The sequence below is a fragment of the Gammaproteobacteria bacterium genome, from assembly GCA_030680605.1.
Taxonomy (GTDB): Bacteria; Pseudomonadota; Gammaproteobacteria; order SURF-13; family SURF-13; genus JAQBXX01.
The window spans coordinates 128,881-146,187 of the sequence record JAUXUQ010000002.1 but is presented as its reverse complement, the minus strand read 5'-3'; the positions used below and the strand labels follow the sequence as shown (position 1 = coordinate 146,187).

Annotated in this window: 14 protein-coding genes and 5 tRNA genes; 10 read left to right on the top strand and 9 right to left on the bottom strand. The window is 60.9% G+C overall.

Translation table 11 applies throughout. The annotated features are described in order from the left end of the window. The first annotated feature begins 7 nt into the window (after positions 1–7). Positions 8–226: a translation initiation factor IF-1 gene (gene infA / locus Q8L89_02165; protein MDP1707864.1), complete on the top strand. Its 219-nt coding sequence runs from the start codon at positions 8–10 to the stop codon at positions 224–226. 78 nt (positions 227–304) lie between these two features. Here the strand turns inward: infA and clpA are convergent, their stop codons facing one another. Together clpA and clpS are read right to left on the bottom strand one after the other, a co-directional pair. After that, positions 305–2,584 carry an ATP-dependent Clp protease ATP-binding subunit ClpA gene (clpA, locus tag Q8L89_02160; protein ID MDP1707863.1) on the bottom strand — a complete coding sequence of 760 codons (2,280 nt, stop codon included), beginning with the start codon at positions 2,582–2,584 and terminating at the stop codon, positions 305–307. A gap of 58 nt (positions 2,585–2,642) precedes the next feature. After that, positions 2,643–2,963: an ATP-dependent Clp protease adapter ClpS gene (gene clpS, locus Q8L89_02155; GenBank protein ID MDP1707862.1), complete on the bottom strand. Its 321-nt coding sequence runs from the start codon at positions 2,961–2,963 to the stop codon at positions 2,643–2,645. A 181-nt stretch (positions 2,964–3,144) separates the two neighbouring features. Here clpS and mfd point away from each other — a divergent pair, with 181 nt between their 5' ends. Beyond that, entirely contained in the window at positions 3,145–6,666 is a 3,522-nt protein-coding gene (gene mfd / locus Q8L89_02150) for a transcription-repair coupling factor (protein MDP1707861.1), read from the top strand. A 58-nt stretch (positions 6,667–6,724) separates the two neighbouring features. On the opposite strand, the gene folD is transcribed toward mfd, so the two are convergent. Next, positions 6,725–7,582 (bottom strand): bifunctional methylenetetrahydrofolate dehydrogenase/methenyltetrahydrofolate cyclohydrolase FolD, encoded by an 858-nt coding sequence (gene folD / locus Q8L89_02145; protein MDP1707860.1) that lies wholly within the window; start codon positions 7,580–7,582, stop codon positions 6,725–6,727. A gap of 172 nt (positions 7,583–7,754) precedes the next feature. Here folD and Q8L89_02140 point away from each other — a divergent pair. The 4 genes from Q8L89_02140 to Q8L89_02125 all read left to right on the top strand — a co-directional run bounded on the left by Q8L89_02140 (position 7,755) and on the right by Q8L89_02125 (position 8,255). Next, positions 7,755–7,831, top strand: a tRNA-Pro gene (locus tag Q8L89_02140). A gap of 62 nt (positions 7,832–7,893) precedes the next feature. Then, positions 7,894–7,970 (top strand) — tRNA-Arg (locus tag Q8L89_02135). 38 nt (positions 7,971–8,008) lie between these two features. Then, positions 8,009–8,084 (top strand) — tRNA-His (locus Q8L89_02130). Between the two features lie 95 nt (positions 8,085–8,179). After that, positions 8,180–8,255: transfer RNA gene (locus Q8L89_02125), tRNA-Lys, on the top strand. Positions 8,256–8,313: 58 nt separating this feature from the next. Here Q8L89_02125 and phoR read toward each other — a convergent pair. Continuing rightward, positions 8,314–9,645 (bottom strand): phosphate regulon sensor histidine kinase PhoR, encoded by a 1,332-nt coding sequence (gene phoR / locus Q8L89_02120; GenBank protein MDP1707859.1) that lies wholly within the window; start codon positions 9,643–9,645, stop codon positions 8,314–8,316. 93 nt (positions 9,646–9,738) lie between these two features. On the opposite strand from phoR, the gene birA reads away from it, so the two are divergent. The 4 genes from birA (at position 9,739) to Q8L89_02100 (ending at position 12,068) form a co-directional block, all read left to right on the top strand. Then, positions 9,739–10,719: a bifunctional biotin--[acetyl-CoA-carboxylase] ligase/biotin operon repressor BirA gene (gene birA / locus Q8L89_02115; GenBank protein ID MDP1707858.1), complete on the top strand. Its 981-nt coding sequence runs from the start codon at positions 9,739–9,741 to the stop codon at positions 10,717–10,719. Next, positions 10,716–11,480 carry a type III pantothenate kinase gene (locus Q8L89_02110; GenBank protein MDP1707857.1) on the top strand — a complete coding sequence of 255 codons (765 nt, stop codon included), beginning with the start codon at positions 10,716–10,718 and terminating at the stop codon, positions 11,478–11,480. Before birA ends, Q8L89_02110 begins: the two co-directional genes overlap by 4 nt. Further along, positions 11,477–11,680 carry a hypothetical protein gene (locus Q8L89_02105; GenBank protein MDP1707856.1) on the top strand — a complete coding sequence of 68 codons (204 nt, stop codon included), beginning with the start codon at positions 11,477–11,479 and terminating at the stop codon, positions 11,678–11,680. The genes Q8L89_02110 and Q8L89_02105 overlap by 4 nt, the downstream gene beginning before the upstream one ends. A 312-nt stretch (positions 11,681–11,992) precedes the next feature. Beyond that, positions 11,993–12,068: transfer RNA gene (locus Q8L89_02100), tRNA-Thr, on the top strand. A gap of 41 nt (positions 12,069–12,109) precedes the next feature. On the opposite strand, the gene Q8L89_02095 is transcribed toward Q8L89_02100, so the two are convergent. From Q8L89_02095 to folC, 5 genes are all read right to left on the bottom strand, one after another. Continuing rightward, positions 12,110–13,309 (bottom strand): O-succinylhomoserine sulfhydrylase, encoded by a 1,200-nt coding sequence (locus Q8L89_02095; GenBank protein MDP1707855.1) that lies wholly within the window; start codon positions 13,307–13,309, stop codon positions 12,110–12,112. 4 nt (positions 13,310–13,313) lie between these two features. Continuing rightward, positions 13,314–14,828: an amidophosphoribosyltransferase gene (purF, locus tag Q8L89_02090; GenBank protein MDP1707854.1), complete on the bottom strand. Its 1,515-nt coding sequence runs from the start codon at positions 14,826–14,828 to the stop codon at positions 13,314–13,316. Between the two features lie 10 nt (positions 14,829–14,838). Further along, a complete protein-coding gene (locus tag Q8L89_02085; GenBank protein ID MDP1707853.1) occupies positions 14,839–15,342 on the bottom strand; it encodes a CvpA family protein in 504 nt (167 codons plus the stop codon). Between the two features lie 78 nt (positions 15,343–15,420). Beyond that, complete coding sequence (locus Q8L89_02080; GenBank protein MDP1707852.1) at positions 15,421–16,008, bottom strand: SPOR domain-containing protein; 588 nt, start codon at positions 16,006–16,008, stop codon at positions 15,421–15,423. Between the two features lie 7 nt (positions 16,009–16,015). Further along, the gene (gene folC, locus Q8L89_02075; GenBank protein ID MDP1707851.1) at positions 16,016–17,290 is read right to left on the bottom strand and encodes a bifunctional tetrahydrofolate synthase/dihydrofolate synthase; all 1,275 of its coding nucleotides are present in this window, start codon (positions 17,288–17,290) and stop codon (positions 16,016–16,018) included. Between the last annotated feature and the right edge of the window lie 17 nt (positions 17,291–17,307).

Sequence of the window (17,307 nt, the reverse complement as noted above, 5' to 3'; positions counted from 1 at the left end):
GAACGGCATGGCAAAAGAAGAGCACATTGAAATGGAAGGCACGGTAGCAGAGACGCTGCCCAATACCATGTTCCGCGTCAAGCTGGATAACGGCCACATGGTGACCGCACATATCTCCGGCAAGATGCGCAAGCACTATATTCGCATTCTCACCGGTGACCGGGTAACCGTGCAACTCACGCCGTATGATCTTACCAAAGGCCGCATCAGCTTCCGCGCACGCTAGTCCCTGCCAGCCCCGTCCCAACCGGCCGTTCTCCGGCACCCCCGGTACCACAGAAGCCCGCATACAGGTCAGCGCACCTTACCCTACTGCTTCAACCTGTTCGAGATTCTCCTTTGCCGCAACCGAAAAGACCAGTTCGCCGTCCTTCTCGCTGATGTACACATGGCCCCCACCGGCCAGCTTTCCGAACAACAGTTCCTCGGCCAGCGGGCGCTTGATCTTCTCCTGAATCAGGCGCGCCATGGGGCGCGCGCCCATCACACGGTCAAATCCGTGAACGGCAAGCCATGCGCGTGCTTCATCATCCACGTCTATCGTCACATGCTTATCTTCCAGCTGGGCCTCGAGCTCCAGGATGAATTTATCCACCACGCTGGCGACTGTCATGCTCCCCAGCGCCTTGAACTGAATAATGGCATCGAGGCGATTACGGAATTCGGGGCTAAACGTGCGCTTGATCACCTCCATACTGTCACCGCTGTGATCCTGCTCGGCGAAACCGATGGAGGAGCGGCCAACCTGATCCGCACCCGCGTTGGTGGTCATCACAATTACCACGTTACGAAAGTCGGCCTTGCGCCCGTTATTGTCGGTCAGCGTGCCATGGTCCATCACCTGCAGCAGCAGGTTGAACACATCGGGATGCGCCTTTTCGATCTCGTCCAGCAACAGCACGGCGTGCGGATGCTTGGTAACCGCTTCGGTGAGCAGGCCACCCTGGTCAAAGCCGACATAGCCGGGCGGCGCGCCTATCAGGCGTGACACCGTATGTCGCTCCATGTACTCCGACATGTCGAAGCGAATGAGTTCCACGCCCATGACTTTGGCCAGCTGACGCGTCACTTCGGTCTTGCCAACACCTGTCGGACCGGAAAACAGGAACGATCCGATCGGCTTTTGCGCATGACCCAGCCCCGAACGCGCCATCTTGATCGCAGCGGCAAGCCCCTCTATCGCCTCGTCCTGGCCAAACACCATGAGCTTCAGGTTTTTTTCCAAATGGCGCAGCATGTCCTTGTCGGAGGTCGACACCGTCTTGGGCGGAATGCGTGCCATCTTGGCCACCACATTTTCAATCTCCACCACACCGATGGTCTTCTTGCGCTTGGAGGCCACAATGATGGCCTGGCTGGCACCCGCCTCATCGATCACATCGATGGCCTTGTCCGGCAGATGGCGGTCATTGATGTAGCGCTCTGCAAGCTCGGCCGCCGTGCGCAATGCCTTGTGCGAGTATTTCACCTTGTGATGCTTCTCGAAGCGAGACTTGAGGCCCTCCAGAATGGCCACAGTTTCGTCTATGCTGGGCTCGTTGACCTCAATCTTCTGGAAGCGGCGCGCCAGTGCGCGGTCTTTCTCGAAGATGCCGCGGTACTCCTGATAGGTGGTAGAACCGATACAACGCAATTCGCCTGATGCCAGCATCGGCTTGAGCAGGTTGGAGGCATCCATCACCCCTCCGGAGGCCGCCCCTGCGCCAATAATGGTGTGAATCTCGTCAATGAACAGTATTGCGCCGGGCTCCTTGTGCAACTGGTTCAGCACCGCCTTGAGGCGCTTCTCGAAATCGCCTCGGTATTTGGTACCCGCCAGCAGAGCGCCCATATCAAGCGCGTAAATGGTGCTGTCTTCCAGCACCTGCGGTACATCGCCGTCTACAATCATCTTGGCCAGGCCTTCGGCGATGGCGGTCTTACCAACACCGGCCTCGCCCACGTAGAGCGGATTATTCTTGCGCCGGCGGCACAGTATCTGGATGGTGCGCTCGACTTCATTTTTGCGTCCGATCAGCGGGTCGATCTTGCCCTGACGCGCAAGCTGGTTGAGGTTGGTGGCAAAATTCTCCAGCGCAGTACGGGCAGGCGCTTCGGCACCCGTCTCGTCGTCGGCTGCCGGAGGTGGCACCTGCGCATCATCATCGCCATGCACCTTGGAGATGCCGTGGGAGATGTAATTCACCACATCAAGGCGGCTGATGCTCTGTTTTTTCAGGAAATACACAGCCTGCGAGTCCTGCTCGCCGAACACTGCCACCAGCACATTGGCACCGGTGACCTCTTTCTTGCCGGAGGACTGCACGTGCAATACCGAGCGCTGCAGCACACGCTGAAAACCGAGGGTGGGCTGGGTGTCGCGTGCATCCTGCATCGGCAACAACGGCGTAGTCTCGGTCAGGAAACCGTTCAGATCCTTGCGCAATCGGTCCACGTCAGCACCGCAGGCCCGCAGCACCGTAACCGCAGTAGGGTTGTCGAGCAAGGCCAGCAGCAAATGCTCCACGGTCATGAATTCGTGCAGTTTCTCGCGTGCCTCGCGGAACGCCGTATTGAGTGTGACCTCGAGCTCCTTGCTTAACATGCTGTTACCCTCTTGGTGTCGCTGTATGCAGCCGCATCTGGTCAGTGAGTAGCAATATTCAGGCCTTTTCCAGGGTGCACAGCAGGGGGTGCTGATTACGCTCAGAGTATTCATTCACCTGAGCCACCTTGGTTTCCGCAATGTCGCGCGTGTACACCCCACATACCCCCTTGCCGCGCGTGTGCACATGCAGCATGATCTGGGTCGCCTTTTCCAGGCTCATGGCAAAAAACAGCTCCAGCACCTGCACCACGAACTCCATCGGCGTGTAATCATCATTCAGCAACACCACCTGGTAGAGCGGCGGCTTGGCAAGCTTGGGCTTCGCCTCTTCCAGCGCTACGCCATCATCCCTGTCCTCATCCGGAGTGTACGCCATAACTGTATATCGGTCGAAATAGCAGAAGTGGGCATGCCTGCTAGCCATCCAGCGGCAAGAGTTGCCGCATTTCATGCCTCATGAGACCTAGGTTAGGCAGTTACAGTTCAATTTTCAATAGCTGGCCTGCGCCACCCCAGCCGCCACGAAAAACCTGCCTTGAGCAACGGAATATGGGACAATGATCTGCTACATTCACCCTCACCTGATGACCCGCACAGCACCGGAAACAGCCTTAGTGGCGGCAGACGCCGTGCCCGCACTGAATGTGCTGCTGCATGCGCCACTCCCTGCGGAGGCGGGCGCCTGCACGCACTGGGCGCAACTGGCCGGCAGCAGTCATGGGCTGGCCCTCTGCGAAGCCGCGCGACACCACCGCGGGCCACTGCTGGTCATCACCCAGGACAGTCAGCACGCCACCCGGCTGGAGCATGAGGTACGCTTCTATGCCGGAGGGGCGCAGACCGGATTCCCCGTGCTCACCTTTCCCGACTGGGAAACATTGCCGTACGACACCTTCTCGCCCCATCAGGACATCATCTCGCAACGTCTGACCACGCTCTACCAGCTCCCCACGCTGGAGCGCGGCGTCCTGATTGTGCCGGTAGAGACGCTACTGCACCGCACCGCACCGTCTGAGTATGTGCAGGGGCATAGCCTGCTGCTCGAAACCGGCGCGCGCTTCGATCTCGCGACCATGCGCACCCGACTGGAGGCAAGCGGTTATCGCTGCGTATCTCAGGTCATGGAGCATGGCGAGTTTGCCGTGCGTGGCAGCCTGCTGGATCTGTTCCCCATGGGCAGCAGTCAACCCTATCGCATCGATCTGTTTGATGACTGCATCGACAGCCTGCGCAGCTTCGATGCCGAGAGCCAGCGCTCCAATGGCACGGTGCCGTCCATCCGCCTGCTGCCCGCGCGCGAATTTCCGCTGGATGAAAAGGCGATCACCCTCTTCCGCCAGAACTACCGCACCCGCTTCGAGGGCGACCCACAGCAAAGCCCTCTGTATCGTGATGTGAGCAGCGGCTTTGCACCGCCCGGCATCGAGTATTACCTGCCGCTGTTCTTCAACCACACCCATAGCCTGCTCGACTACCTGCCGCCGGCCAGCCGTGTATTCATCATGGAAGGGGTGGAGCAGGCGGCACACGCCTTCTGGCGCACAGCGGGCGAGCGCCATGAACAGCGCCGCCACGACCGGGAACGCCCGCTGCTGACGCCGGAGTCGATATTTATCCCGCCCGAGGTGTTACTGACGGGACTACAAAATTTCCCGCAGATACAGCTGCAAGCTGCGCCACACACTGCTGCGCTCAATTTCCCCACCGCCAGCCCCCCGGAGCTCACGCTTGATGGGCGCGCCGCACAACCCGCCGCGCGGTTACTGGAGTTTCTGGCTACATTTTCCGGCCGCGTCCTGCTGGCCGCCGAGACTTCAGGCCGACGCGAGACACTGGTCGACCTGCTGAAAAACGCCAGCCTGCACCCCGCCTTGTTTCCCGGCTGGCACGACTTTCTCGCCGCCGATGCGCCACTCGGTATCACCGTGGCGCCACTGGAGCATGGCCTGCTGCTGCCGGAGACGCACATCGCGGTCATTGCCGAGCAACAACTCTTCGGCGAGCAGGTATTGCAACGCCGCCGCCGCAAGGCACGCACCCGTGACGCCGAGGGGCTGGTCCGCAACCTGGCTGAACTTTCGCTAGGCAGTCCGGTGGTGCATGAAGATCATGGTGTCGGTCGCTACCTCGGCCTGCAAATCCTCGACGTCAGTGGCCTGCAAATGGAGTTCCTCGCCCTGGAATATGCGGGGGGTGACAAACTCTATGTGCCAGTGGCCTCGCTGCATCTCATCAGCCGCTACACCGGGGCTGCACCGGAGCAGGCGCCGTGGCACAAACTCGGCGGAGAACAGTGGGCGCGCGCCAAGCGCAAGGCGGCAGAGCGAGTGCGCGATGTTGCCGCCGAATTACTCGAGATACACGCCCGGCGCGCGGCACGTGAAGGCCACGCCTTTACGCTCGACGCCCATGATTATCACGCCTTCGCCGCCGCGTTCCCATTTGAAGAAACCCCCGACCAGCACGACGCCATCGACAGCGTGCTTGCCGACCTGCAAAGCGGCAAACCCATGGATCGGCTGGTCTGCGGCGACGTCGGCTTCGGCAAGACCGAGGTCGCCATGCGCGCGGCCTTCGTCGCAGTGCAGGGTGGACGTCAGGTCGCCATACTGGTGCCGACCACCCTGCTTGCCCAGCAGCATTACCAGAACTTCAAGGATCGCTTTGCTGACTGGCCGGTACGCATCGAGCCCATCTCGCGCTTCCGCTCCAAAAAAGAACAGGATGCCGTCCTCAAGGGGCTGGATGAAGGCACGATTGACATCGTCATCGGCACCCACAAACTGTTGCAGGAAGGCATCACCTTCAAGCGCTTGGGGTTAGTCATCCTCGACGAGGAACACCGCTTCGGCGTGCGCCAAAAGGAACGCTTCAAGCAACTGCGGGCCGAGGTCGACGTGCTTACCCTCACCGCCACACCCATCCCGCGCACGCTCTCGCTCTCGCTCTCCGGCCTGCGTGATCTCTCCATCATCGCCACCCCGCCTGCGCGCCGGCTCGCGGTCAAGACCTTCGTGCGCGAATGGGACAAGCCACTGATACATGAAGCCATGCTGCGCGAGATCAAGCGCGGCGGCCAAGTCTATTTTCTGCACAACGATGTCGATACCATCGAGAAAATGGCACGCGACCTCACCGCACTGGTGCCGGAGGCCAGCGTGCGGGTAGCGCACGGACAGATGCGTGAGCGCGAACTGGAACAGGTCATGCTCGACTTTTATCATCAGCGCTTCAATATTCTGGTGTGTACCACCATCATTGAGACCGGTATCGACGTGCCGAGCGCCAATACCATCATCATCAACCGCGCCGACAAATTCGGTCTGGCACAGCTGTACCAGTTGCGCGGCCGCATTGGGCGCTCACACCACAGCGCCTATGCCTACCTCATCATCCCACACCGCGACGCCATCAGCGCCGATGCGCACAAACGGCTGGAGGCCATCGAATCGATACAGGAACTGGGTGCGGGCTTCACTCTCGCCACGCACGACCTCGAAATTCGCGGCGCAGGCGAGCTGCTGGGCGAAGACCAGAGCGGGCAGATGCAGGAGATTGGCTTTACTCTCTACAGTGAATTATTGGAGCGCGCCGTGGCCTCACTCAAGGCCGGGCGGGCGCCGGAACTGGATCGCCCGCTCGACCACGGTGCCGAGGTCGAGCTGCGCCTGCCCGCACTGATACCGGACGACTACCTGCCCGACGTACACGCCCGCCTCATGCTTTATAAACGCATCGCCAGCGCCGTGACCGAAGACGAGCTGCGCGAATTGCAGGTAGAGATGATCGATCGCTTCGGCCTGCTGCCCGAGGCCGCCAAGAACCTGTTCGCCCTCACAACCCTCAAGCTCAAGGCGCAACCACTCGGCATCCGCAAAATTGAAGCCGGTGAAAATGGCGTACGCGTGATCTTCAATGACCAACCCGCCGTCGACCCCGGCCAGATCATCGCCTTGATCCAACGCGAGCCAAAAGTGTATAAACTGGACGGGCAGAACAAGCTGCGTATGATTAAACCACTGCCGGAGGCTGCTGCGCGCATTCACGCTGTCGAGCAGTTGTTACAGACATTAGGATAAGTTTCGCAGATTGGGACAAGTGCGTCGTTGGATCCGTCGCTTCGCTCCTTGATCCAACCTACTCCACTGACAGATGATCCGCCGCGTCGACAGTATTTTGCAGCAGTGTCGCGACTGTCATCGGGCCGACGCCGCCGGGCACCGGGGTAATCCAGCCCGCACGCGCTTTCGCCGTCTCAAACTCCACATCGCCGCAGAGTGTACCGTCGGGCAGACGGTTGATGCCGACGTCAATGACAATGGCACCGGGTTTGATCCATGCACCCTGTATCAGGCCGGGCTTGCCGACGGCGGCCACCACGATGTCGGCGCGCGCGACGTGCGCATCAAGGTCTTCGGTAAAGCGGTGACAGAGGGTGACCGTACAGCCCGCCAGCAGCAGCTCCAGCCCCATTGGCCGACCGACGATGTTGGAGGTGCCCACCACCACCGCATGCTTGCCCCGCAGCGCCACCCCGGTGTGCTCCAGCAGCGTCATCACCCCGCGCGGTGTACAGGGCCGCAAACGCGGCATGCGCAGGGCAAGCAGACCGACATTGCAGGGGTGAAAGCCATCCACGTCCTTGGCCGGGTTGATGCGCTCAATCACGGCATCGGCCAGGATGTGCTCCGGTAGCGGCAATTGCACCAGGATGCCGTCCACGTCGGTGCGTGCGTTCAGTTCATCGATGAGGGCGAGCAGTGCCTGCTGGGACGTGGCAGCGGGAAGATCGTACGCCAGCGAGCGTATCCCGGCCTCCTCGCAGGCCCTGCGCTTGCTGCGTACATAGACCTGGGACGCAGCCCCCTCACCCAGCAGGATGACTGCCAGCGCCGGCGCACGCCGTCCTGCCGCCAGCCGTGCCTGTACGCGCTGCTTCACGACCTGCTGCAGGCCCGCAGCAAGGGTCTTGCCGTTGATGATGTGTGCGCTCATGGTGGGGAAGCGAGTGATCCCAATAAGGGTTCAATGATCGCATGCCCAACGCATTTCACCAAGCAGGGGGCGGGGGGATTATAATTGACCCTCGCCGGTGTGGCGCGTATCATCGCCAACCTTGTGCTGGAGTCCGGTCCAGGTGTAGCGTCTGGCGAGTGCGAGGGACTTTCGGGGTATAGCGCAGCCTGGTAGCGCACCTGCTTTGGGAGCAGGGTGTCGGGGGTTCGAATCCCTCTACCCCGACCATTTCGCCGGGAACGGAACAGGCCTGCGGGACACCCCAAGGGCACCCGCGCAACCCACTGCCCGCGCCCGTAGCTCATCCGGATAGAGCACCGGCCTTCTAAGCCGGGGGTAGCAGGTTCGAGTCCTGCCGGGCGCACCAGACTATGCAGGAATGTAGTACAATAGCGACCAGTTATGGTGGGCGTAGCTCAGTTGGTAGAGCCCCGGATTGTGATTCCGGTGGTCGTGGGTTCGAGCCCCATCGCTCACCCCATAATATAACCAGCGCTGGCCGGTGAAACAGGCACATACAGCCAAATCGACAACGTGACTACCAGACCAGGCATTACAGCAAACCAGTTTAGTACCGGGCCGTTAGCTCAGTTGGTAGAGCAGCTGACTCTTAATCAGTAGGTCGTAGGTTCGACCCCTACACGGCCCACCACTTCCCTCCACCACGCCGGTCACGCGGCGTGGGCAACTCCTCTGTCTACTCTCTGCGCTCAGGCGTTGTGCGTGTCGCGCACGGGCTGCGGCTTGCCTGCCAGGTGCACCAGCCTGGTGAGCGGAAAATCACAGTGGAAGGTGCTGCCATTGCCCTGCTCGCTCTCAATCTGTAACTGTGCAGCATGCCGGTTGAGCACGTGCTTGACAATGGCCAGGCCGAGGCCGGTACCACCACTCTGGCGGGAGCGGCCCGTGTCCACACGGTAAAAGCGCTCCGTCAGGCGCGGGATATGATGCTCGGCGATGCCCATGCCGGTATCACTCACCACCAGATGGGCGCCCGCCGCATCGCGAAACCAGCGCACCCGGATAACGCCATACTCCGGCGTGTATTGCACGGCGTTGAACACCAGATTGGAAAATGCGCTGCGCAACTCATCTGCATTGCCACTCAGGCCAAGATCCGGGTCGGCATCAAGCTGGATATTGTGGCTACGTGCACCACTCAACCCACGCGCCTCCTGCACCACATCCTCCAGCAACCCCGGCACCTCCACATCGCCCATCAGCGACGGCTGCTCCATCTCCAACCGTGACAACAACAGCAGATCCTGCACGATGTTCTGCATGCGCTGCGCCTGCTGCCGCATCAGCTGCAGCGGACGCTGCCAGTCGGGCGGGCACTCCGGCGCTGTTTCGTTCGCCGTTTCGAGAAAACCATTGATTACGGTGAGCGGCGTACGCAGCTCATGCGACACATTGGCAATGAAATCGCTGCGCACCTGCTCAAGGCGGCGAATATGCGTGATATCACGCGCCACCAGCAGGCGCCGCTCATTGCCATAGGGGACGATCAGCGCCGCCAGCATCACCTCGGCGTTCGCGGGCGCCGCCAGCTCAACCCCGCCAGAGTAGTCGTTGGCGGCCAGAAACTCGATAAACTCCGGGTGCCGCACCAAATTGGTAATGCGCTGCCCAACGTCTTGTGGCCAATGCAGGCCCAGCAGATTTTGCGTGGCATCATTAAACCATTCGATTTCGTCATGCAGCCCCAATATCACCACCGCATCGGGCAGCGCGGCAGCGGCATCTTCAAAGCGGGTGAGGATGCGCGTCAGTTTGCGTTTGCGCTTGCGATTACGTGCCTGCAACCGCCCCAGATCGTTAAAGGTCGCATCCCATATTCCGCTGGCCAGCGGAGGGTAAGCATCCTCACCCTCTGTCAGCCAGCGCTGCAGGCGCCGTAAATTAATGAAATGCCAGCCGAGATAGCCCAGCGTCGCGAGCAACAGCAGCAGCAGGACGCTGTCCGCAATCAGCCCGATCACGAACGCGACGAACGCAATTCCGGCAAAACGCCATAATTCGCTTATCCAGACCTGACGCACATGTCGCTCCAAAATATTCTGCCCAGGCTGCGCCCAACCAAGGGCCTAATATAACCTGTGGGCGCAGTTGATTCCTAGTTTGCTACACTGGGCATGATGCGCCAGAAACGCCAACTGCTGGATTTGCTGCGTGACGGTCATTTTCATTCCGGCACTGCGCTGGGGCTACAACTGGGCATAAGCCGCAGCGCAGTCTGGAAGGAAATCCGCCAGCTTGTCCGTCTCGGCCACGAGATACATGCCGTGCCCGGTCGCGGCTATCGGCTTGCCCACCCCATCGAGGCACTGGACGAGGCGGCGATCCGTGCGGCGCTCAGCCCGGCGACACTGAAACTACTGGGCAACATCGATATTCTGGACGCGACCGATTCCACCAATTCCTACTTACTGCATCAGGCCAACAACGGTGTGGCGAGTGGCACGGCCTGCTTTGCCGAGCAGCAACACGCCGGGCGTGGCCGGCATGGGCGCAACTGGATATCCCCACCGGGTGGGAACATCTACCTCTCACTGCTGTGGCGCTTCAGTATGGCGCCGACGGCCGTGGGCGGCGTCAGCCTCGCCGTGGCCATAGGCGTGATGCGGGCATTGCGTGCCGCCGGGCTCAAAGATGCCGGGCTGAAGTGGCCCAATGATGTGCTGTGGCAGGGCCGCAAACTGGCGGGCATCCTGCTCGACATGGCGGGTGAAGTCACCGGCCCCTGCCATCTGGTCGCAGGCGTTGGCCTCAATGTCGCCATGCCTGCACAGGCAGCCACTGCCATTGAGCAACCCTGGGTAGATTTGCGCACAGCGCTTGATACTGTGCCGTCACGCAATCTGCTCGCTGGCCTGTTACTGCAACATCTGCTGCTGGCCTTGCACGAATTCCAGCAGCGCGGTCTCGCACCTTTTATGCAGGAGTGGGAACAGCTTGATCTCATCAAGGGCACCCGCGTCACACTGAACCACGGCGGACAGCCTGTGCATGGCGTGGCCCAGGGCGTCGCGGCCGACGGTGCGCTGAATCTGTTGGTGAATGGCGTGACCCGGCGTTATTATTCCGGTGAAGTGAGCCTACAGAAATCAACATGAATCGTGACAACATCCTGCTGCTCGACATCGGCAACACGCGCATCAAGTGGGCGTGGCTATCCACCGCCGGGCTGGAGCACACCGGCAGCGTAGTACATGCCGGGCTGGATCTGCGTGCACACGCAGACGCGGTCTGGGGCAAGGTCGCCACACCCGCACGCATTGTGGCATCGAATGTGGCTGGCGCCGAGGTGCGGGCACGCCTGTCGGAAGTCACTCAGGCCCTGTGGCAACGGGAGCCGGAGCTCGTCTGTGCACAGGCCAGCGCCTGTGGCGTCAGCAATGGCTATGCCGAGCCCGGCACGCTGGGGGCGGACCGCTGGCTGGCGCTGATCGCGGCACGCAGCCATACCTCCAATGCGGTGTGCGTGATTGATTGCGGCACCGCCATCACCCTGGATACCCTGATGGACGATGGTGATCACGTGGGCGGCATCATACTGCCAGGGCTGGCTCTGATGCAGCGCGCCGTGTGCGATCACACGCAGCTCATCGCGACTGACGTGGCTCAGGCCCCCTACCCGCTCACGCCGCATGCGCGCTCAACCCATGCTGCGGTACAATGTGGCGCACTGTATGCTGTTGTCGGGGCCATCGAACGCGCGGTTGCCGATACGGAGGCCGCCCTCGGCACCGAGGTCAGCCGCATCATCACCGGCGGCGATGCGCAAGCAGTGCTGGCCCACCTCAACGGTCACTATCAGCACCAGCCTGATCTGGTGCTGCAAGGGCTGGCAATCGTCGCAGGAGAACGATCATGAAAGCGCTCTTTCTGTTACTGGTGCTTTTGAATCTGGGCGCACTGGCTTGGCAATTCATGGATGCGCCCACCGAAACCCCAGCAGCCGTTGAGGGGGACGAGCCGAAAACCCTCGTGTTGTTACGCGAACTCAGCCCTGAGCAGCTCAAACAACTGGCCCCTGTCACCGAGCCGCCCCTACTCCCGGAAGAACTGCCTTGAATTGCCTTCGTTACCCGAATTACCTACAATGAGCCTGCCGTTTCCGCACAGATCGTACCTCCTATGCTGGCGTAGGCTCAGCTGGGTGAGCTTGTGAAACAAGCGAACACTCAGACACGGATGGCTGAGCAGGTGGCCCAATAAAAGGTGATGCCTAGCTAAGGATGGCACCACTGAAGTTCTTGTAATGCTGGCGTAGCTCAGTTGGGTGAGATTGCGAAGCAAGCGAACGCTCAGCCACGGATGGCTGAGCAGGTGATCCAATTAAAGGTGATGCCCAGCCAGGGATGGCACCACTGAAGTTTTTGTAATGCTGGCGTAGCTCAGTTGGTAGAGCAGCTGATTTGTAATCAGCCGGTCGGGGGTTCGACTCCTCTCGCCAGCTCCAACAATCCAATCATCCTCCCTTAATACTAAACGCGCACAGCGTCAGGCGGAAAGTCCGGCCTGCAGATCAGCCTTCAAGTCCTCCACATCTTCCAAACCCACGCCAATTCGCACCAGCCCGTCGCTGATGCCGGCGGCGGCACGCGCTTCCGGCGTCAGGCGCCAGTGGGTGGTGGTGGCGGGATGCGTAATGGTACTCTTGGTATCGCCGAAGGTGGCGGTAATGGAAATGATCTGGGTAGCGTCGATCAGTTTCCACGCCGCGTCTTTACCGCCTGCTAGTTCAAACGACAGCACGCCGCCGCCTGCGGTCTGCTGCTGCATGGCCAGCGCATGTTGCGGGTGTGACGGCAGGGCCGGGTAATGCACGCGCTTGACGGCGGGTTGCTGCTCCAGCCACTCGGCAAGCTGCAACGCGCTGCGACTGTGTGCGTCCATGCGCAGGCGCAGGGTTTCCAGTCCCTTGAGATAAATCCATGCATTGAACGGACTCATGCTTGGCCCGGCGGTACGCAGAAAGGCATAGATGTCGCCACCCACCAGTTTGTCACTGCCGACGATCGCGCCACCCACTGCACGACCCTGGCCGTCGATGTATTTGCTCGCCGAATGCACGACGATGTCCGCCCCCAGCGCCAGCGGAAGTTGCAACGCGGGTGTGCAAAAGCAGTTGTCCACCACCAGCAGGCTGTCGTTTTTGTGTGCGATCTTCGCCAGCGCCGCGATGTCGGCGATCTCGGTGAGCGGATTGGACGGCGTTTCCACAAACAGCAGCCGCGTGTTGGGCCGCAACGACGCCTGCCACGCGGCGAGGTCGGTCAGCGGCACAAAGCTGGTCTCAATGCCCAGGCGCGCAAGCAGGGTATTGAACAGAATGACCGTGGGGCCGAAGATGCTGCGCGAGGCCACGATGTGATCACCACTCTTCAGCAGACCCAGACAGGTGGTGAGGATGGCGGACATGCCGGAGCCGGTGGCCACGCAACGCTCACCGCCTTCCAGGCTCGCCAGACGCTGCTCAAAGGTGCGCACCGTAGGATTGGTGAAGCGTGAATAAATATTACCCTGCTCCGCGCCGGAAAAGCGCGCGGCGGCCTGTGCAGCGCTGTTGGCCACAAAGCTCACGGTAGGAAAGATCGGCTCGGACTGTTCGTCTTCCGCCGTACGTCTCTGACCTGCACGCACGGCGCGCGTGTCGAAGCGCAGGCCTTCAGGGTCGCTTTTTTTTCTGTCTTTGGTCATGTGCTCAGGCGTCGTTATGTAAATCCATAATCTCGGTCTGCCCTACAGACTCGCGGCCATTCTTGGCCTGGTCGTTGCGCGATTGCTCCAGCGCGTCAAGGTAGCCACGGTCTACACTACCCGTGACATACTCGCCGCTAAAACAGGAGGCATCAAACCGCTTTACCCTGTCATGGTCACCACTGGTCGCCTCGATCAGATCGTCGAGGTCCTGGTAGACCAGACCGTCGGCGCCAATGGCCTCTGCTATTTCGTCCTCATTGCGACCATGCGCAATCAACTCATGCACCGAAGGCATGTCGATGCCATATACGTTGGGGTAGCGTACCGGCGGAGCCGCAGAGGCAAAATACACCTTGCGTGCGCCCGCGTCACGCGCCATCTGGATAATTTGTTGCGACGTGGTACCACGCACAATGGAATCATCCACCAGCATGACGTTCTTGCCTTCGAACTCCATGCCGATGGCGTTGAGCTTCTGGCGCACCGACTTCCGGCGCTGGCCCTGGCCCGGCATGATGAAGGTACGCGCGATGTAGCGGTTTTTAACAAAGCCCTCGCGGTAGGGCAGGCCCAGCTCCTGCGAGAGCTGTAGCGCGGCGGTGCGACTGGTGTCGGGGATGGGAATCACCACGTCGATGTCGTTGTCGGGCCATACCCGCCGTACTTTCTGCGCCAGCATTTCGCCCATGCGAATGCGCGCCTGATACACGGAAATACCGTCGATGATGGAGTCGGGCCGCGCCAGATAGACATACTCGAAAATACAAGGTGCATACACCGGATGCTCGGCACACTGGCGCGTATGCAGCTTGCCCTGGACGTCGATCAACACGGCCTCACCCGGCGCCACATCCCGCACCAGCTCAAACTCCAGCGCGTTGAGCGCCACGCTCTCCGAGGCAATCATGTATTCCGGCCCCTGCTCGGTGTCGCGCTTGCCGAATACCACCGGGCGTATGCCGTAGGGGTCACGGAACCCCACTACACCGTAGCCGGTGATCATGGCAATGGCGGCATAACCCCCATGACAGCGCTGGTGTACGCGGGCGATGGCGGCAAAGATGTCGTCCTGGTCGATGCGCAGTTTGCCGCAACGCTGCAATTCCTGAGCGAATACGTTCAGCAGCACCTCGGAATCGGAATCCGTGTTGACGTGACGCAGACCCTCGCGAAACATTTCCTGTTTGAGCTGCTCAGCGTTGGTGAGATTGCCGTTGTGCGCGAGGCATATGCCGTAGGGTGAGTTGACATAAAACGGCTGCGCCTCCGCCGAGCTCGAACAACCGGCAGTCGGGTAACGCACATGGCCGATACCGATATTGCCGCGCAAACTGCGCATGTGCCGGGTATGGAAAACGTCACGCACCAGACCATTATCCTTGCGCATATAGAGCCGCCCGTTATCGCTGGTGACAATGCCTGCGGCATCCTGTCCGCGATGTTGCAACACCGTGAGGCCGTCGTATAATGCCTGATTCACGGCAGACTTGCCGACAATGCCAATAATCCCGCACATGCACGCTACCTCACAAAGGGCTGTCGACGTACTCGAATTTCTGCGCAAACTCCGGTGGCAACATGCCGCGCAGCCATAAAGACAGGGTCTGGAACTGATCGATGAGCAACGAGTCCTGCCACCACTGATCCTGGGGCAGTGGTGTGGCTCCGGCCAGCAACACCAGTATTGCCACCACGGCCACACCACGCGCCACACCGAATATCACACCCAGCATGTGATCGGTACCCTTGAGGCCGGTCTTGTCCACCAGCCGCGTAATCAGATAATTCACAATGGCCGCACAGATCAGCGTGACCACAAACAGGCTGACAAACGCCGCCGCCAGTTGCATGGACGGCGCCGGAATATAGGCGGCAAACAATTCAGCGCCATACGACGAAAAAGTTATTGCAACCCAGAAAGCCACAACCCAGGCGACCAGCGACAAGGCCTCACGTATCAGGCCGCGAATCAGACCGATCAGCGTGGAAAGGGCAATAATCCCGATGATGGTATAGTCAACCCAGATCATGCCGTCACTGACCTATGCCTGCGTACTATACAGACGGCATTTTAACACAGACCCGTTTGGCCGCCTAAGCATCTGCGGTCAGGGATACTGCACCACGCCACCCTTGAGATTGATCTCCTGCAACAGCTTGTCGCGCACCGCCTCGGCCCGCTTGCGATCGGGCTCCGGCCCCACACTCACGCGCAACAGTGTGGCGCCGTTGGCCGTGATCTTCTCCACCAGCGGCTGGTAGCCTTTGCTGCGCAACTGGTCACGCAGGGCATGTGCATTCTGCTCATTGGCAAAGCTGCCCAGCCGCACCACCCAGCCGGTTGCAGTGGCGGAGGGTGCCTTGTCGACACGACTCCCCGGCATCGACAGCACTTGCGCCGGTGCCTTCTGGGCCGCTGGCGGCGCAGGCGCAAGAGGTACGGGTTTAACGACGGGCGCCAGCTCGGCCGGCACCGGGTTAAGACTGCCGGTAGGGGGGATATCCTCCAGCGGGATGATCTTGGAACTGAATTCGGACGCAGGCGGCGGCGGAATATTGCTCTTGGTCAGCGGGCTGTGACCTTCCCCGCTCAGCAGCATGGGAATGACAATCACCGCCAGTATGACCAATACGACGGCGCCCACCAGACGCTGCTTCAATCCACCATCTTCCATGTATCGGCCTTGTTGTGACATGCGCCTATTATAACGCCGCCTGCATGGCCTCAGCCACGGTATAAAACGAACCAAACACCAGCACACGGTCACCCGGCCGGGCCTGACTCCAAGTGGCACGCCAGGCCTCGCCGACGCTGGCGCTGCCTGCAACGCTGGCCGCAGGTGCGTTTTCGCGCACGGCCTGCATGATTTGCGCCGCAGTGGCCGCACGTGGCGTCGGGAGTGCCGCCACCTGCCAGTGGTGCACGCTCCCACGCAGGGCGCCCACCACGCCGGCGATATCCTTGTCAGCCAACATGGAAAACACCGCCAGCGTACGCCCCGCACAGGGGTACTCCTGCAGCGTGCGCGCCAGCACCGCTGCACCGTGTGGATTATGGGCGACATCAAAGATGCGTGTCACCGGCCCCGCCTGCACCTGAAACCGGCCCGGCAGACTGACCGTAGTCAACCCCCGCTGCAGGGCCTCCACACTCACCGGCAAGCGCGCCATGAGCACCTGCATGGCCATCACGGCGGTGGCCGCATTTTGCAGCTGAAACGCACCGCGCAGGGCGGGAAACGGCAGCTGCTCGTAACGTGTATTGGCACCCGCGAACCTGCCCCACCAGGTCCAGTCGTCACCGCTGACTTCATAGCCGAAATCATGCTGGATACGGTACAAAGGCGTCGCCAGTTCGTCGGCCCGGACTTGCAGGCTGTGAGGCGGGGCTGGATCGCCACAGATCGCGGGCCGCCCGGCGCGGAAGATGCCGGCCTTTTCGCGGCCGATGCTTTCCCGGTCCGGACCCAGCCATTCCACATGATCGATGCCGATGCTGGTCACTACGGCGACGTCAGGGTCCACTATATTCACTGCATCGAGCCGACCACCCAGACCGACCTCCAGTATGGCCACATCCAGCTGCGCATCCTGCAGGATGCGCAGCGCCGCCAGTGTACCAAACTCAAAATAACTGAGGGAGATCCCGGCGCGTGCCGCATCGACGCGCTCAAAGGCCGCGCACAAACGCGCATCATCCACCTCCGCGCCCAGCATGCGGATACGCTCGTTGTAGCGCAGCAGATGAGGGGAACTGTAACTGCCGGTACGGTAACCGGCGGCCCGGTATATCGATTCCAGCAAGGCGACGCACGACCCTTTACCGTTGGTGCCCGCCACCGTGACGACGGCGTGCGGCGGCTGCGCGAGACCCATGCGCCGGAGTACGGCGCTGACCCGCTCCAGGCCAAGGTCGATCAGTACAGGATGCTGGGTTTCCTGCCAGGACAACCAGTCGGCGAGTGAGTTAAAACGCATTTAATGAAGCAATCGCT

Excerpts from the sequence above, each read along its gene's own strand:
- infA (MDP1707864.1), top strand. The coding sequence starts at position 8 with ATGGCAAAAGAAGAGCACATTGAAATGGAAGGCACGGTAGCAGAGACG.
- clpA (MDP1707863.1), bottom strand. The coding sequence starts at position 2,584 with ATGTTAAGCAAGGAGCTCGAGGTCACACTCAATACGGCGTTCCGCGAG.
- clpS (MDP1707862.1), bottom strand. The coding sequence starts at position 2,963 with ATGGCGTACACTCCGGATGAGGACAGGGATGATGGCGTAGCGCTGGAA.
- mfd (MDP1707861.1), top strand. The coding sequence starts at position 3,145 with ATGATCTGCTACATTCACCCTCACCTGATGACCCGCACAGCACCGGAA.
- folD (MDP1707860.1), bottom strand. The coding sequence starts at position 7,582 with ATGAGCGCACACATCATCAACGGCAAGACCCTTGCTGCGGGCCTGCAG.
- birA (MDP1707858.1), top strand. The coding sequence starts at position 9,739 with ATGATGCGCCAGAAACGCCAACTGCTGGATTTGCTGCGTGACGGTCAT.
- Q8L89_02110 (MDP1707857.1), top strand. The coding sequence starts at position 10,716 with ATGAATCGTGACAACATCCTGCTGCTCGACATCGGCAACACGCGCATC.
- Q8L89_02105 (MDP1707856.1), top strand. The coding sequence starts at position 11,477 with ATGAAAGCGCTCTTTCTGTTACTGGTGCTTTTGAATCTGGGCGCACTG.
- Q8L89_02095 (MDP1707855.1), bottom strand. The coding sequence starts at position 13,309 with ATGACCAAAGACAGAAAAAAAAGCGACCCTGAAGGCCTGCGCTTCGAC.
- purF (MDP1707854.1), bottom strand. The coding sequence starts at position 14,828 with ATGTGCGGGATTATTGGCATTGTCGGCAAGTCTGCCGTGAATCAGGCA.
- Q8L89_02085 (MDP1707853.1), bottom strand. The coding sequence starts at position 15,342 with ATGATCTGGGTTGACTATACCATCATCGGGATTATTGCCCTTTCCACG.
- Q8L89_02080 (MDP1707852.1), bottom strand. The coding sequence starts at position 16,008 with ATGTCACAACAAGGCCGATACATGGAAGATGGTGGATTGAAGCAGCGT.
- folC (MDP1707851.1), bottom strand. The coding sequence starts at position 17,290 with ATGCGTTTTAACTCACTCGCCGACTGGTTGTCCTGGCAGGAAACCCAG.